The organism is Streptomyces sp. CNS606, assembly GCF_000426325.1.
This window is the reverse complement of record NZ_KE384521.1, coordinates 827,124-843,176: the sequence shown is the minus strand read 5'-3', so window position 1 is coordinate 843,176 and position 16,053 is coordinate 827,124. Positions and strand designations below refer to the sequence as shown.

9 protein-coding genes are annotated in these 16,053 nt (G+C 71.8%); 5 read left to right on the top strand and 4 right to left on the bottom strand.

Features of this window, described 5'->3' with window-relative positions; all coding sequences use genetic code 11:
• Positions 1–36: 36 nt before the first annotated feature.
• Positions 37–6,129 (bottom strand): non-ribosomal peptide synthetase, encoded by a 6,093-nt coding sequence (locus K304_RS0124520; RefSeq protein ID WP_078529634.1) that lies wholly within the window; start codon positions 6,127–6,129, stop codon positions 37–39.
• A 324-nt stretch (positions 6,130–6,453) separates the two neighbouring features.
• On the opposite strand from K304_RS0124520, the gene K304_RS0124515 reads away from it, so the two are divergent.
• Positions 6,454–7,734: a helix-turn-helix domain-containing protein gene (locus tag K304_RS0124515; protein ID WP_078529633.1), complete on the top strand. Its 1,281-nt coding sequence runs from the start codon at positions 6,454–6,456 to the stop codon at positions 7,732–7,734.
• 88 nt (positions 7,735–7,822) lie between these two features.
• Here the strand turns inward: K304_RS0124515 and K304_RS0124510 are convergent, their stop codons facing one another.
• Both K304_RS0124510 and K304_RS0124505 read right to left on the bottom strand, forming a co-directional pair.
• Positions 7,823–8,455, bottom strand: a complete 633-nt coding sequence (locus tag K304_RS0124510; RefSeq protein ID WP_027765868.1) for a 4'-phosphopantetheinyl transferase superfamily protein — start codon at positions 8,453–8,455, stop codon at positions 7,823–7,825.
• A gap of 115 nt (positions 8,456–8,570) precedes the next feature.
• Positions 8,571–10,700 (bottom strand): MMPL family transporter, encoded by a 2,130-nt coding sequence (locus tag K304_RS0124505; RefSeq protein ID WP_027765867.1) that lies wholly within the window; start codon positions 10,698–10,700, stop codon positions 8,571–8,573.
• Between the two features lie 338 nt (positions 10,701–11,038).
• Between K304_RS0124505 and K304_RS0124500 the strand changes: the two genes are divergently transcribed.
• From K304_RS0124500 to K304_RS0124490, 3 genes are read left to right on the top strand one after another with little or no spacing between them, the layout of a single operon-like run.
• Positions 11,039–12,316, top strand: a complete 1,278-nt coding sequence (locus K304_RS0124500) for a histidine kinase (RefSeq protein ID WP_199779667.1) — start codon at positions 11,039–11,041, stop codon at positions 12,314–12,316.
• Between the two features lie 6 nt (positions 12,317–12,322).
• The gene (locus K304_RS0124495) at positions 12,323–12,982 is read left to right on the top strand and encodes a response regulator transcription factor (RefSeq protein WP_027765865.1); all 660 of its coding nucleotides are present in this window, start codon (positions 12,323–12,325) and stop codon (positions 12,980–12,982) included.
• Positions 12,983–12,997: 15 nt separating this feature from the next.
• The gene (locus tag K304_RS0124490; protein ID WP_027765864.1) at positions 12,998–13,822 is read left to right on the top strand and encodes a DUF4097 family beta strand repeat-containing protein; all 825 of its coding nucleotides are present in this window, start codon (positions 12,998–13,000) and stop codon (positions 13,820–13,822) included.
• A gap of 66 nt (positions 13,823–13,888) precedes the next feature.
• Here the strand turns inward: K304_RS0124490 and K304_RS0124485 are convergent, their stop codons facing one another.
• Positions 13,889–15,421 carry an aldehyde dehydrogenase family protein gene (locus K304_RS0124485; RefSeq protein ID WP_051308781.1) on the bottom strand — a complete coding sequence of 511 codons (1,533 nt, stop codon included), beginning with the start codon at positions 15,419–15,421 and terminating at the stop codon, positions 13,889–13,891.
• 357 nt (positions 15,422–15,778) lie between these two features.
• Between K304_RS0124485 and K304_RS0124480 the strand changes: the two genes are divergently transcribed.
• Positions 15,779–16,051 (top strand): HPr family phosphocarrier protein, encoded by a 273-nt coding sequence (locus K304_RS0124480; protein ID WP_027765862.1) that lies wholly within the window; start codon positions 15,779–15,781, stop codon positions 16,049–16,051.
• The last annotated feature ends 2 nt before the right edge of the window (positions 16,052–16,053 follow it).

Sequence of the window (16,053 nt, the reverse complement as noted above, 5' to 3'; positions counted from 1 at the left end):
CTGTGAGTAGAAGGAGTAGAAGGAAGGGACGAGTGGTCAGCGGCGGCGTGCCGCCAGCCGCGAGGCGCGGTTCCTGCGGCTGAGTGCACGGTCCTGCCGCATCTGGGCGCGGAGCCGTGCGGCGATCTCGCCGACGTTCGCCTCGCCCTCGCACAGGGCGAGCAGCGCCGTGGACAGTCGGCGCGTCAGGGCAGCGGCCCGCTCACCGCCGACCCGGTCGGTGTCGTGGTTGACGGCGAGGGTCAGCCGCCCGTCCTCGACGGCGGTGCTCAGGGTGAGCGGCATCTCCGTCTGCTCGCGCGCCTCCGCGCGGAGCAGACGCATGCCGGGCAGGGCGTCGTCGAGGCCGGCGAAGGGGAAGTTGGCGACGATCACGGCGGAATCGAAGAGGTCGGCGGCGGAGGAGCGGCCACTCCACTGCGCGATCCGGGCGAGCGGTGTGTGGATGTGGCGGCCGCAGTCGTCCAGTTGGCGCCGCACGTCACCGAGCCAGTCGCGGACCTGCAGGCCCGTTCCCGTCCGGAGGCGGAGGGGCAGGGTGTTGATGAACATCCCCACCGCTCGGTCCGCGCCGTCGAGGTCCGCGGGCCGGCCGGCACCGACGCTGCCGAAGACGACGTCGTCCTGACCCGTCTCGGCGGCCAGGACGAGGGCCCAGGCGGCGTGCACCAGGACCGCCAGGGTCACACCGAGGCGGCCTGCGCTCTCCCGCAGCTCTTCGGTGTCCTCCTCCTGCCAGGTCTCCACATGGTCCCGGTGCCGCGGAGTGGCGGCCGGCTGCTGAGGCACCAGCAGCGCTGGTTGCGCACCTGCCAGCTGTTCGGTCCAGAACTCCTTCGCGGCGGACGGGTCGACATCGGCCAGATGCCGGGCGAACGCACCGAAGTCCGGGGCGGGCGGCAGATGGTGGGTGCGCCCTTCGAGACGTGCGCCGTAGTCCGCCAGCACATCCCCGAGCAGCAGGGGCAGGGACCAGCCGTCGAGCAGTACGTGGTGATGGGTCCAGACGAACGCCCAGCGGTCGGCCGCCAGTCGGGCCAGCGCGAGCCGGACCAGCGGACCGCGGCGGAGGTCGAAGCCGGTGCCCCGGTCACGCTCGACGAACGCCTCGAGGCATCGTTCGGCCGCGTCCGGGTCGTCCGGGTGCGGGCCTGTCGCTTCGCTCTCCGCCGGGAGGCGCAGGTCCAGGAACGTGACGGGCAGGTCGAGGGCCATGGGCACCACCAGCACGGGGGAGGTCACGTCCTCCCACACGCACACCCCCCGCAGCACGGGGTGGCGGTCCACAGCCGACTGCCACGCGGCGGCGAACCGTTCCGGGTCCAGGTCGCCTTCGAGCACGCAGGTCAGCTGCTCGACATAGACGCCGGACCCCTCCCCCTCGTGCGGCCCCGGCCCGTCTACGGCAAGTGAGCGGAAGAGCATCCCCTCCTGCATGGGCGTCAGCGGCCACACCGCGGCCAGTCTGCCCCAGCGTTCCGCCCAGTGCCGCACGGTTGCGGGTGCGGCCGTCCCCTGGCGCAGCCCCGACGTCACGACGGGCGCATCCTGCTGGGCGGCGAGCGTCCGGAGCTCCGCCATCACGGCGTCGGCGAGGGTGTCCGCCGCCGCCTGGTCCGTGTGCTCTATCTCCACGCCGAGCCGTCCGTCGGACACCATGCTTTCCATGAGGACGGCGACGGGGCGTGGCGCACGCGGGTCGCGCACCTCCCCGAAGGAGGGCACCTCCAGCTCCAGCAGGGCCCCGGGCGTGGCGACGGACCCGATCCGGCCCAGGTGGTTGACGTTGAGGTCGGGGGACGGAGGCGGAGCCGACGGGTCCTCGTACGCGGGCTCGGCGGAGAGGTGGCGGACGACGCCGTGGTCGAGGCCGCGGTGCACCAGCCCCTGCAGCCTGCTGCGAACGTCCCACAGGGTGGCCAGCGGGCCCTCCCCCGTCGTGTCGACCGGCAACGGGGCGAGCGTGGTGAACCAGCCGACCGTGCGGGAGAGGTCGAGGTCCTCTCGCACGTGTTCACGGCCATGGCTCTCCAGTTCGACCAGGATGCGTTCCCGTCCCGTGCACCGGGCGTGGGCACGGGCCGCGGCGGTGAGCAGCCCTTCCTCCAACGTGCCGCCGAGCCGGCTGACCAGCGCCTCCTGGAGGGCTTCGGTCTGCGCGACGGTGAGTGCGCGCACCGCTCGGCACGCTGCACCCTCCGTACCTGCGTACCGCTCCCCGCCGGTCGGGCCGCCCGGCGCCGCCAGTTGTGACCGTTCGGCGGCCACACGGTCGGTGACCCGCGGGTCGATCGCCCGCCGCCGCAGCTCGGCGGTCCACTGGCGATGCGTGAGGCCCTCCGGCTCGAGTACGGGGTCGCGCCCCTCCACTGCGGCGGACAACGCGTGATCGAGGTCCTCGAGAACGATGCGCCAGGAGACCGCGTCGACCACGAGATGATGGGCGACGAGCACGAGTTGCTGCCGCCGGGCCGGTCCGTGGTCGGCCAGCAGGGCCCGGAACACCGGTCCGTGACGCAGGTCGAGGCTGCGATGTGCGGTGTCGGCCAGGTCCCGCAGGGCGGCCTCCCGCTCCGCCGGGTCGACCGTGGTCAGGTCCGCACAGGTCAGCGGCACCTCCGCGGAGTCGCCCACGAACACCCGGACCGTGCCCTCGTCATCGGGGACGAAACGGGTGCGCAGCGCCTCGTGCGTCTGCGCGACGGCGCGCAGCGCGACGCGCACGTGCTCCGCCTCGACCGGTCTGCGCACGGTGAGGAGGGTGCCCATGTTCCAGTGGGCGGGGTCGGGCACAGCCAGTTCGTGGAACCACGCCTGGATCGGGCTGAGCACGTCCGTGGCGTCTCCGGGAGCGCCCACAGAGGCGATGTCGCCGGTGACGGCGTGGGGGGCGAGCCGGGAGACCGTGGGGTGTTCGAACAACTGCCGCGGCGTGATACGGATCCCCGCCCGCCGCGCCAACGCCACCACCTGGATCGACTGGATCGAATCCCCACCCAGCTCCAGATAATCGTCCTCCACCCCCACCCGCTCCAGCCCCAGAACCTCCGCCCACACCTCCGCCAACCGCCGCTCCACCTCACCCCGCGGCGCCACGAAACCCTCCACCGAACCCTCGAACGACGGCACCGGCAACGCCCGCCGGTCCACCTTCCCGTTCGGCGACAACGGCAACGCACCCAACTCCACCACCACCGCCGGCACCATGTACGCAGGCAACCGCTCACCCACCCACGACCGCACCGACTCCCCCTCCACCACCACACCCTCACGCACCACCACATACGCCACCAACCGCAACTCCCCACCCACACCCGCCACCGCCGACACCACCGCATCCGCCACCCCCGCAACCGAACGCACCACCCCCTCCACCTCACCCAGCTCCACCCGGAACCCCCGCACCTTCACCTGCTCATCCACCCGCCCACAGAACTCCAGCACCCCACCCCCACCGAACCGCACCAAATCCCCCGTCCGGTACAGACGACCACCCACCACACCCGACCACGCATCCGGAACAAACCGCTCCGCCGTCAACCCACCCCGACCCGCATAACCACGCCCCACACCCACACCACCCACGAACAACTCACCCACCACACCCGCACCCACCGGCCGCAACCCACCATCCAGAACGAACACGGTCCGGCCGGGCAGCGGGCGCCCCAGCGGCACCACTCCTCCGTCGGAGCCCCCCGTGCCCACGGACACCTCGTCGGAGGCGTCGTGCACGGTGGCGGTGATGACCGTCTCGGTGGGGCCGTAGGCGTTGAGGACCCGGCCTCCGACGGCCGCGGTCCACACGGCGACCTCGTCGGACGGCATGGCGTCCCCGCCCACCACGGTGAGCCGGACGAGCAGGTCCTCCGGGACGCGGAGCCCGGCGGCGAGCAGCACGCACAGGCGGCGCCACAGACCGGTCGGCGGATTGAACACGGTGACGCGGTGACGTGTCAGGAAGGCCAGCAGCTCCTCGCCGTCCAGGAGGTCGGCCGGCCGGACGACCGCGGCGCCGCCCAGGACGAGCGGTGCGAAAAGCTGCTCGGTGCTCACGTCGAAGGAGAAGGAACCGAAGACCAGTACCCGGTCGTCGGCGCGGAGCCCGAAGACGTCCTCGACCTGGCGCAGGTGGGAGGCGAGCTGCCCGTGCGTGACGGCGACCGGCTTGGGGCGACCGGTCGAACCGGAGGTGTGGACGAGGTACGCGAGGTCGCCCTCCTGCGCGAGATCCAGACCCGCCCGCTCCGGCCCGGACGCCTCGCCGCCCCGCAGACCGACGGAATCCAGAGCGAGGGTGGTGACGCCGGCCGGGATCACCACGCCGGCCACCTCACGGGTGCCGTCGCCGTGCAGCACGACACGACAGCTCGAGCCGGCCGCCATCGTGCGCAGCCGCTCCCCCGGGTACGCGGGGTCGAATACCGTCCAGGCACCGCCCGCACGCAGCACCGCCAGCATGGCGACGACGGCACGGGTGCAGCGCGGCAGGCAGACGCCGACGACGGACTCCGGCCCCACACCCAGCGCACGCAGCCGCACCGCCAGCACCGCGGACGCACGCTCCAGCTCCCCGTACGTCCAGCTCCCCGCCCCGTCGACCAGCGCCACCCCGTCCGGATCACGCCGCGCCCGCTCCACCACCCGCAGATGCACCGGGGTGCCGTCACCGGCAGCAGGTGTTCGTGCCCCGGACCATTCGGAGACGGCCTGGCGGTGCGTGCCGCCCAACTCGCCGACGACGGTGGCAGGGGCGGCGGTCGCCTCGCCGACGAGGGTCTCGAAGAGCTGCGCGTAGGCGCTCACCGTACCGGCGTCGAACCGCTCCGGGTCGAAGTGCAGGGCACCTTCCAGCAGCCCACCCACCTCGCCGATCTGCACGCGCAGCGGGAACTGTCCGACCTGCTGCCGCACGGGGAGCGGCTCGACCTCGTAGCCGGCGACCCGCACGAGACCGAGCCCGCCGAACAGCGCCTTCGTTCCGTAGGCGAGCCGCTCCGGCTCGAACTGGAAGCTGACCTGGTAGAGCGACTGCCCGGAGAGCGCGGACCCGGGCGAGAGCCGGCCGAGGACGGTCGGAGTGGGCAGCGCCTGGTGGCGTACGGCTCCCACCAGGGCGGCATGCGTGTCGGCCAGAACGGCCTCGAAGGTGGCACCGGAGGTGACGGGGGTGCGCAGGAGAAGGGAGTTGGTGAAGTAGCCCACCGTGTCCCGAAAGGCCTTCTTGCGTCCCTCGGTGGGGAACCCGACGAGGACGTCGTCGCGTCCGGTGAGCTTGTGCAGGAGGACGTTGAAGGCGGCGAGGAGGACGGTGGCGGTGGAGGTGCCGGTCCGCTCAGCGGTGTCCCGCACACGGGCGGCGACGGCAGCGGAGATGCTGACCCGGGCGTAGGCGGGAGCACCCGCGTCGCCGGGCGGGCAGGGAGCCGTGGCGGGAAGCCCTTCGAGGGAGAAGGTGCAGTCGGCGAGGCGCTCGGCCCAGTAGCGGCGCATCGGGTGGGACCGCCGGCTGTCGAGAAACCTGCGTTCTGCCGCGACATGCGTGGCGAACGAGCTGTCGGGTTCTGCCGGCGAAGGGACGCCGGCCCCCTCTCCGCGGTAGTGGGCGAGAAGTTGCTCCAGAAGCAGGAAGCAGGAGGTGAGGTCGCCGGCGACGTGGTGCAGAACGAGATGCAGCGTCGTGGCATCGGCCTCCTGGTACACGAAGAACCGGGCCGGCGCCTCCTTGCCCAGGACGAACGGAACCTCGTAGTCCTCGGCCGCGAACCGCAGCAACTCGTCCCGCTCGACCCCGGGAACCTCACGTAGCGCGAAGGGGGGTACGGCAGCGCCCCAGCGCTGCACGTATCCGTCCTCCCCCTCGGCTACGACTCCGGTGAGCACCGGATGGCGACGGCAGACTGCGTCCCAGCCGCTGCGCAGCCGGGCGACGTCCAATCGCTCCTGCACGCGGGCTGTCGCAGCCAGGTGATAGGCCGGTGACGCGGGGGCGAGTTCCTGAAGGAAGAACAGCGACGCCTGCCCCACGGAGAGCGGAACGTCGCGGTATGCGCCGTCCCCCGGGTCCATGGAGACCTGCGACCGGTCTCCCGTCCCGTCACGTCTCTCACCCTGGTACGCAGCCGTCATCGCGGAACCCCCCGAAACATGCACAGCAGTGACAATCTTTCGCCACAACGGACAGGCCACTGTGGGCTTACGGTCCGTCACGTGTCAAGCAGAAAACTGTCACGAAACCTGTCATGGGCAGTTCCACTAGGAACGCTCAATTTCCTTCCTTGAAGGGCCAGTTCGACTGTCACGAACGCGCCAAGCTCTCCTGACATGATGTTGACGAAGGGAGTCATGTCGAGGCGCTGTCCGTGACAGTCACACACCACTTGCGGCTAAGGTGGTGATCGGGGCGGGGGGTACGAGCGCAGCGACACCGGGAAGAAGGCGGCGGCCAGCCGGATGAACCACACGACCGACCAACCCGCCTTCGGCCGCAGACTCCGTCAACTCCGCATACAACGCGGCATGTCACAGGCGGAGCTGGCACGGGACGAAGTGTCGGCGAGCTACATCTCGCTGGTGGAAAGCGGTCGACGGTCCTGCAACGAGGCGATGGCCGCGCTCTTCGCCAAGCGGCTGGAGGTCTCGCTGGAGGCACTCACCGCAGCCGAGGACCCGGAGCAGCACCGCAACCGACGACTCGATCTGACCGGGCGGCTGCTGACGGCCCGGGCGTTGCGCCATGACGGCGATCTGGACACGGCGGTGGTGCGGCTGCACCTCCTCTCCCGCGAGCCGGTCGGCCCTGCGGAGGAGGACGTCGTCTGGGAAGCCGCATGGGAGCTCGGCGAGGTCCTGGAGGCACTGGGCCGCCTCACCGAACAGCACGGCGTACTGGAACGACTGGCGGAAGAGCCGTTGACACGGGAGTCGTCTCGGCTCTCCACCCGCGTGTCCACCGCGCTGTCCCGCAACCGGCGTCGACGCGGTCGCCCCGGGGAAGCCGTACGCGCGGGGGAGCGCGCCGTGACCGCGGCTGCGGAACTCCCCCCGGCGGAGCACGAACGCGTCGCGGCACACCTCGAACTGCTCCTCGGTTACGGGGACAGCGGCGAACTGGAGAACGCCGAGCGGCTCGCCGCCTCGCTGGAGAAGATCGTCGAGGACGTGCCGTCGCGGCAACTGCGTGGTCACGTCCAGTGGGGCCTGAGCAGCACCTGCTTCCTCCTCGGCAGGGTCCCGGACGGGGTGCGCTGGCACGAACGTTCCCTCACCTGCCTGCGGCCCGAAGCGGACCTGTCGGCGTGGGCCCGCGTCTGCCTGGCCTCGGCGGTCCTGCGCATGGAGAACGACCCGTCTCGCGAGGCGCCGGAAGCGGCGGCAGCACTCCTTGCCCGCGCACGTCAGGCGCTGGAACTGATCGGCAGCCCGCGCGACCTCCATGACCTCGGCGTCGGTGAGGCCCGACTGGCGCTCTGCCGACGGCAGCCGGACAGGGCACTCGGACTGCTGGAACCCCTCGTCGCGGCGGACAGGGCGCCGGAACCGTCCGCCGACGAGGGCGTGTGCCTGCTGCTCGCCGCCCGCGCCCACCGCATGGCCGGCGACCTCCCCAGGGCCCACGAGCGCTACCGCGAAGCCGCTCGGGCCCTGGACGACGTGGGCGCCTATCGCAGGTCGGCGCAAGCATGGCGCGAGTTGAGCGACATGCTGGCCGCCGACCGGGCGGACGGCCCCTGACCTCTGGACGAGGAGGGGTGGGGGTGGAGCGCCGTCGAGGCGGGGACGTGGAACCGCAAACCGGGCCGGTCTTCGGTCTTCGCAAGCCCTACCAGGGACGGTCGAAGTCCCAGGTGTACAGCGCGGTGAACGGAGTCGCGGAGGCGACGGCGGCCCTACCGCCCTCGACGGGAAGATCGCGGAGATGCACCTCCATGATGCCGCCGTCGAACGGCAGCGGTACCGGCACCGTACCCGCACCCTCCTCGATCAGGACCCCCACCTCGGACTGACGGATGCGAAGGCCGTGCCCGGCCGCCCGCAACACCGCCTCCTTCCGGGCCCAGAGCGCGAGGAAGAACGCGTGCCTGGACGAGAGGGAGAGGCGACGCAGGAGGTCCTGCTCCCACCGGGTCAGCGCCAGGTGCAGACTCTCGTCGTAGAGAACGGAGCCCGACTGCAGGTCGACACCGACGTCCGCGTGGCGGGAGAACACGGTCAGCAGGGTGTCTCTGCTGCGCACCGCGCCGCACCAGAGTCCGGCTCCCACCGGGCGTACCCGCCCGGCCAGCAGGCGCTCCGGTGCGGTGCCGGTCGCCTGCGCACCCAGCATGTGGCTCAGCACACGGCGGAGCGTGCGGCCTGCGTCGGCGTGTGACGCGCCCTCCAACGAGGCCCGGACGACGTGCAGTTCCCCGCAGATCGGCGCGGTGCCGCGAGGGGGTGCGCTCCAGCCACTCATCGGTACCGATCTCCTCTGCGGCCCCGGAATCCACGAACACACTCCCGCGCGGCGACGCCGCGCCGGTTCCGGAGGCAGGGCGGCGCACCGTACGGCGATGCCGCCCTGCCCCGGCTCAGTCGTGCGCGACGGAGGGCGCCTTCGCGAGCCAGCGGGGCTCGCGCCACGCCCGGTCGCCCAGCAGGGCGAGAGCGGCCGGCAGCAGCACACCGCGGATGAGCGTCGCGTCGAGCAGGATGGCCACGGCCAGCCCCACTCCCAGCTGCTTCATCTCCAGCGTCGACAGCGTGGCGAAGACCGCGAACACCGCGACCATGATGACGGCGGCGGTGGTGACCACGCCTGCCGAGGTGAGAATGCCGTGCCGGATGGCCTCGCGCGGCGATCCCTCCCGGCGCACCCCCTCACGCACCCGGCTGAGCACGAAGACGTGGTAGTCCATCGACAGACCGAAGAGAACCACGAACAGGATCAGAGGAAGCCACGAGACGACCGCGCCGTTCGACTCGAACCCGAGAAGCCCCTCCGCCCACTCGTTCTGGAACACGAGCACCAGCACGCCGTAGGCGCTGACCACGGACAGCACGTTCAGCACGCCCGTGACCAACGCGAGGAGCGGAGAGCGGAACGCCAGAAGCATGATCGCGAGGCAGAGCAGCATGACGAAGCCGATCACCAGCGGCAGCCGGTCCTCCAGCGTGGCCGAGAAGTCGACGGTGAAGGCGGTCGCACCGCCCACGGCCCACGTGCCGAGGTCCTGCCCCTGCAGCGCCGCCGGCGCCAGCTCGTCACGGAGCAGGTCCAGCGTCTCGCGCGCCTCGGTACCCCCTGCCTCGCCCTCGACGTGCAGCTCCAGGCGGGTGACCGTGCCGTCCTCGGAGAGCGCCAGGTCCGGTTCTCCGCCTCCCACGAACCGCCCGGTGTCCACCGCATCCTGGTGCAGCCCCGTCAGCAACCGCTCCACCTCGGGGGCCCGCGTCTCGGCGGCCTCGACCACGACGGCGTGCGCCGTGCCTTCGCTGGGGAAAGCCTCGACCACCCGGTCGTACGTCTGCATGATCGCGTAGTCGCGCGGCAGGTCCTCGTCACCGGGCATCTTCAGCTTCATGTCGAGCGCCGGGTAGGCCAGCGCGAGCATCGCCAGCACACCGGCGAGGAGGGCGGCCGCCGGCAGCTTCAGCACCGGGCGCAGCACCGCCGACCAGAACCGGCTCTCTCGGTTCACCTTGGTCCGCCGCCACAGGAGCGGGATGCGGGGGCGATCGATCCGGTCGCCGAGGGCCGCCAGTGCGGCAGGCAGCGCGGTCAGCGAGCCGAGCACGGCCACCGCCACGACGAGGATGGTGCCCAGCGCCAGGGAGGAGAAGAGCATGCTGCCGGAGAGGAACATGCCGGCCATGGCCACCATCACCGTGACGCCGGAGACCAGCACGGCCCTGCCGGAGGTGGCGGCCGCGATGCTCAGGGCCACTTCGGGTTCCCGGCCCGCCGCGCGTTCCTCGCGCTGCCGGCGCAGGTAGAACAACGAGTAGTCCACCCCGACCGCGAGGCCCATGAGCAGGATGAGGCTCGCCTGGTTCTCGTCGACCGGCAGCAGCAGCGAGGTCACGCCGGACAGCCCCAGCGCGAACACCACGGCCGTGACGCCGAGCAGGACCGGGATGCCGGCAGCGAGCAGCGCACCGAAGGCGACCAGCAGGATCAGCAGCGTCAGCGGCACACTGATGTACTCCGCCCGCTGGAAGTCGGCCTGCAGGTGCGTGCTCAGCTCACGTGTCAGGGAGCCCTTGCCCAGCTGCTCGACCCGCAGAGCGGGGTGGTCCTCCCCCACCGCTTCGGTGGCCTTCAGCATCGGCTCCACCGCGACCTTGGGGCTCAGGTCCTCCTCCGACCCCTTCTGCTCCAGGTCCATCCGGACGGGCAGCAGCACGCTCCGGCCGTCCTCCGCAGGCACCGGCTCGCCGACCGACCGCACCGTGTCCACCTGGGCGTAGCGGTCGCGGAGGGCGCCGACGACCTCTTCTGCCTGCGCGTCCGCGAGGTCGCCCTTCCGGGCCTGGATGAGGACGTTCTCCACACCGTCGTCGGCGAAATCGGCGTTGTCCAGCAGCCGTTCCGCGACCGCGGACTGCCCGGTCAGACCGTCCGCGTCCTCCTGGGACTGCACCCCGGTCAGGAGGCTGGCCCCGTACGCCAGCACGACGAGAGCAACCCACCCGATCAGGGTGAGTCTGCGGTGCGCCATGCTCCACGCGGCAGTCCGTTCCACGAGACCGCGGGCCGGACGGGGGCCCGGAGGCGTCGCATCGGGCGCCGTCTCCGAGGCGCCCGTTCTACTGGTCAGGGCCATCTCAGCACTCCTTCTCCGGTGAACATCCTGTGACGCTACGCAGTTGCTCACCGCCTGTCGGGCGTGCCGGCACCCACCTCCCGGTAGTGCTGGCACCACCTCAGGAAGGCGCGTCTGCACGCTCGGAGAGGCGGGGAGAGCCGCCTTATGCTCCTTCAGCAGACGGGTCGACCCGACGCCACGTATCCGGCGGGCGAACGGGAGGCCGGATCCGACGACGTTACGGAGGCACCGTGATACTGAGACCTCCGCGGCTGGGGGGCGGCCCCCTTCGCCTGGCACGCGGCCTTCTGGGCCGGGAGAGCCGCGACGATGTGGTGCATGTACTCGGCACCCTCGCGCTCTCGCCCCTCTATGTGCTCCCGGCGGTGCTCTTCCTGAGCGGGGTGGCGCTGACGCCGGTGTTCCTCATCGGACTGCCCCTGCTGCCGGTCGCGATGGTGCTGGCGGGTCTGGTGGCGCGCGCCGAACTGGCCCGCCATCGCCTGCAGCCGGCCACCTCGGCCCCCGCCCCGGAGGGGGCGGGGGCGCCACCCGGCTGGCGGGACCGTGTGGCGGGGCTGTTCGGCCGCCGCTCCTGGAAGCGCCTGGGTTTCAGCGCCGCCCTCTCCCTGTGGGGACTCGGGGCCGGGGCGGTGGTGGTCACCCTGCTGGCCTCGGGCGCGCTGCTGGCGCTGCTGCCGCTCCTCTTCCCGCTGCTGCCGGCCGGCTCGACCGTGCTGGGGCTGGACGCCACGTCCCCCGTCGTCGCCTTCGCCGCCTGCCTGCCCGGACTGGCCATGCTCTCCGCCGGATGGAAGCTGCCCCGCCATCTGGTGCACGCCGAGGTGCACCTGGCGTCGCGGCTGCTGGGCTCGGGCACCGTGGACCACCTGGTACGGCGGGTGCTCGACCTGGAGGACAGCCGGTCGCGCATGGTCGACGCCGCCGAGGAGGAGCGCCGTCGCATCGAGCGCAACCTGCACGACGGAGCCCAGCAGCGGCTGCTGTCGGTGGCGATGACGCTGGGCCGCGCCAAGTCCCGCTTCGCCCGCGACCCCGAGAAGGCCCTGCTTCTCCTCACCACCGCACACGAGGACGCCAAGGCCGCCATGCAGGAGCTGCGCGACGTGACGCGCGGCCTGCACCCGGCCGTCCTCCAGGAGCAGGGGCTGGAGGCCGCGCTGCTGTCGGTCGCCGCCCGCAGCCCGGTCCCCGTCGACCTCCGCGTGCAGCTCACCGAGCGTTGCTCCCCCCGGGCGGAGGCGGTGGCCTACTACGTGATCTCCGAGGCGCTGACCAACGTCGCCAAGCACGCCGCCGCCGACGCCGTGACCGTGAAGGTGCTGCGTCAGGGTGACCTGCTGCGCATCGCCGTCGCGGACGACGGGATCGGCGGCGCCGAACCCGCACGGGGCACCGGGCTGCGCGGCCTGAGCGACCGGGTGCACGCCGTCGACGGCCATCTGACCTGCACCAGTCCCTTCGGCGGACCGACCGTCGTCGACGCAACCATCCCGTGGGAGGCGTGAGCACCCTTGCTCTCCGTCGTCATCGCCGAGGACTCGGTGCTGCTGCGCACCGGGCTCGCCAAGCTGCTGGCCGACGAGGACATCGACGTGGTCGGCCAGGCGGGCGACGGCGACGAACTCCTCTCTCTGGTCGCCGACCTCGACCCCGACCTGTGCCTGGTGGACGTGCGGATGCCGCCCACCCACACCGACGAGGGGCTGCGGGCCGCGCTGACCCTGCGTGCCGCCGAGCCGCGGCGACCGATCGTCGTCCTCTCCCAGTACGTGGAGGCGAAGTGGGCCGGCAGACTCCTCGCGCACGGCAGCGAAGGACTCGGCTACCTGCTGAAGGACCGGGTGGCCGACGTCGACGAGTTCGTCGCCACGCTGCGCCGGGTGGCCGCCGGCGGGACGGCGCTGGACCCGGACGTGATCAGTCAGATCTTCGCCGGAACCCGCACGCCCGACAGCCTCGGGTCACTGACCGCCCGGGAGACGGAGGTGCTGGGGCTGATGGCCGAAGGGCTGAGCAACAGCGGACTCGCGAAACGCCTGTTCATCACCGAACGAGCGGTGGAGAAGCACATCCGGTCCATCTTCACCAAGCTCGACCTGCTGCCCGGCGAGGAGGAACACCGGCGCGTCCGCGCCGTACTCCAGTACCTCGACGCGGCCACCGCCCGCTGACGCTAGGAGCGTGACATGGACAAGACCCTGGCCCCGGAGGGCCGCACCGCACCGAGCGGCCCACCGCAGAGCCGGAGCAGGCGGGGACGCGCCCTTCGGTGGCTCGGCGCCCTCGTGGCTCTCGGCCTGGTGCTCGGCGCAGGCGCCTTCCTGCTGGGCAAGATGCTCACCCGCACGGACCACTCCGCAGCGACCTTCGACGAGCGCGTCGACCGGGTCGAGCTGATCGTCGACAGCGGCGATCTGACCGTCACCAGGGCGGACGCGGGCTCGGAGGTCTCCCTGGAACGCAGCATGCTCAAGTCGTTCCGCTCGCCGGAGGAATCCGTCGAGCGCGAGGACGGCACCCTGCGCATCACCACCGGCTGCGAGGACGGCTGGGGCGAGTGCGCCTCCGACTACGCTCTCAGGGTCCCCGCCGACACACCGGTAACCCTGCGGACCAGGCTCGGCGACGTGCGGGTCACCGGCCTCACCGCCTCCGTCGAGGCCCGCACCGACGCCGGCTCCGTCGAACTGACCGACGTGCGGGGCGACGAGGTCGTCGCCTACGGCAAGACCGGCGGCGTCGTCCTCGACGGTGTGCGGTTCCGCACGGCCGAAGCCGGATCGAAGCTGGGCGACGTCCGGCTCGACGTCGTCGACGACTTCGACGCCCTCAGCGCCACCAGCAAGACCGGCGACGTGACCGTGTCCCTGCCGGAGGAGGCCGGGCCGTACGCCGTGACCGCCACCTCCGAGCTGGGCGACGAGAAGGTGACCGCGCAGCGCGATTCCTCCGCCTCCTCGAAGGTCGAGGCGACCACGTCCATCGGCGACGTGACCGTTCGGGCAGGCTGAAGCCCGGACGGACCGGCCTACCGACGGCGGGGCCCGCGGACGCGTGGCCCCGCCGCCCCACGCGGGTCACTCCAGCCGGAAGTCCATGTCCGCCGGGACCTCCTCGACATCCATCTGGGCCTTCTGCAGCGACCCCGCGTGGTCCCAGTTGACGGACTGCCAGGAGGTGAACTGGTCCAGCACCCAGATGCCCGACTGCCGACTCCCGTTGCCGGACATCCCGTTACCGCCGAACGGCAGGTGGGCCTCCGCGCCGACCGTCGAGTTGTTGATGCTGAGCATGCCTGCCGAACAGCGCTCGCGGAAACTGAACGCGGTAGCGGGGGAACGGGTGTACAGCGCCGCAGAGAGCCCGTACCCGTGGCCGTTCGCCAGCTCGACCGCCTCGTCGAGGTGGTCGAAGACCGCCACACCCACCAGCGGGCCGAACGTCTCCTGCCGGTACAGGGCGTCGTCCTGCCGGACTCCGTCCACCACGGTCGGGTGGACGTACACACCGATGTCGGGGTCGCCCACGAACCCCTTGCGCGGCTGCTGCGAGGTGATGCGCCCGGTGGCCGTCGACCCCGCCGGCGTGTGGTGGCCCTGCACGAGGTCGAGGCTCTTCAGGAAGTCCTCCAGGTAGCGCTCTCCGATCAGCGGCCCGTAGAAGACGTCCTGGGTCGGGTCGCCGACCACGAGGTTCTCCGCGGCCCGGACGAACGACTCCATGAAACGGCCGTGGACCGCACGGTGGACGAAGGCCGTCCCCATGGAGGTGCAACGCTGCCCGGCGGTTGCGAAGGCACTGAACAACGCCCCCTGCACGGCCAGCTCGAGATCCGCGTCCTCCGCGACGACCAGCGGGTTCTTGCCGCCCAGCTCGAGGCACGGAGCCTGGAGGTGCCGTCCGGCAAGTTCGGCGACCCGCCGCCCCACTGCCGTCGAACCAGTGAAGCCGATCTTCTGCACGAAGCCCTCGTCGAGCGCCTCCTCCAAGCCGGCGTAGGCCGTGGTCCCGTCGGTGTGCACCACGCGCAGCACATCGTCGGGCACACCACCGGCCCGGAAGAGAGAGGCAAGGGCGTCCGCGACGGCCATCGCCGATTCGGACGGCTTCCACACCACCGTGTTGCCGCACAGCAGGGCCGGGACGAGGTACCACGCGGGAACCGCCGCCGGGAAGTTCGCAGCCGTCACCACCACCGCCGTACCCAGCGGCTTCCGGTAGGTGAACAGGTGCTTGTCCGGCATCTCGCTGGGCACGGTCTGGCCGTACAGCCGGCGCCCCTCACCGAGGAAGAAGTCGCAGGTGTCGATGACTTCCTGCACCTCGCCGAGCGCCTCCGCGTAAGGCTTGCCCACCTCACGGGTGACGACTCGGGCAAGCGCCTGCTTGTTCGCCTCGACCAGCCGGCCCACGTTCGCCAGGACCCTGCCCCGCTGCGGTGCCGGCCGGCGCGCCCACCCTGCCTGCGCCTCGTGCGCGGCTCGCGCGGCGGCGACGAACTCCTCCGTGCCGGCCAACCGCCGCTCGGCGACGACGTCGGTCAGATCAGCCGGATTGACCGACGTCCAGGGAGTCGCCGGGCCGGCGGGCGGAGTAGTCGGAGGTCTCATGACGTCCTTTCGGTCGTCGCGGCTCGACCGCGAACAGAAGATCGAAACATCGCATTCTGGCACCGGCGGGACAGCGCCGACACCGGAACGCATCAGTCCGGGGCCTCTCCCTGAAGACTTCCTGTACAGGCCCACCACGACCCTGCCTTCGCTCGTGCCACCGGTCCCCGGGGCGTAACCTGGCGCCCGGACGACGAGCCCCGGCCGCTCACGGCGTTCCGTCCCCCGAGAGCGGGACGCGCGAGCACCTGCGAGACGGCTTCCGGGTGGTCCACCGCCCGGTCCGGCACGCGCCTTCGCCGGCGAGACCCGACGGGCGGTCATCGTCCCCGACCCTTCGCACAAGGAGTGATCCTCTTGCTCGAGCGCACCGTCGTCGTGGGTGCCCGGAGCGGGCTGCACGCCCGCCCCGCCGCGCTGTTCGTCCAGGCCGCCACCCGCCTGCCCGTGCAGGTGAACGTCGCCCGGGACGGCAGGCCGCCGGTCAGCGCCCGCAGCCTGCTGTCCGTCCTCTCCCTGGGGGCCGGGCACGGGGATGCGGTGATCCTCTCGGCCGAGGGGGAGGGCGCGGAGGCGGCCGTCGACGAGCTGGCGCGGCTGGTCGCGTCCGACCTCGACGCCAAGGAGTAGCC

Excerpts from the sequence above, each read along its gene's own strand:
- K304_RS0124520 (WP_078529634.1), bottom strand. The coding sequence starts at position 6,129 with ATGACGGCTGCGTACCAGGGTGAGAGACGTGACGGGACGGGAGACCGG.
- K304_RS0124505 (WP_027765867.1), bottom strand. The coding sequence starts at position 10,700 with ATGGCGCACCGCAGACTCACCCTGATCGGGTGGGTTGCTCTCGTCGTG.
- K304_RS0124485 (WP_051308781.1), bottom strand. The coding sequence starts at position 15,421 with ATGAGACCTCCGACTACTCCGCCCGCCGGCCCGGCGACTCCCTGGACG.
- K304_RS0124510 (WP_027765868.1), bottom strand. The coding sequence starts at position 8,455 with ATGAGTGGCTGGAGCGCACCCCCTCGCGGCACCGCGCCGATCTGCGGG.
- K304_RS0124515 (WP_078529633.1), top strand. The coding sequence starts at position 6,454 with ATGAACCACACGACCGACCAACCCGCCTTCGGCCGCAGACTCCGTCAA.
- K304_RS0124490 (WP_027765864.1), top strand. The coding sequence starts at position 12,998 with ATGGACAAGACCCTGGCCCCGGAGGGCCGCACCGCACCGAGCGGCCCA.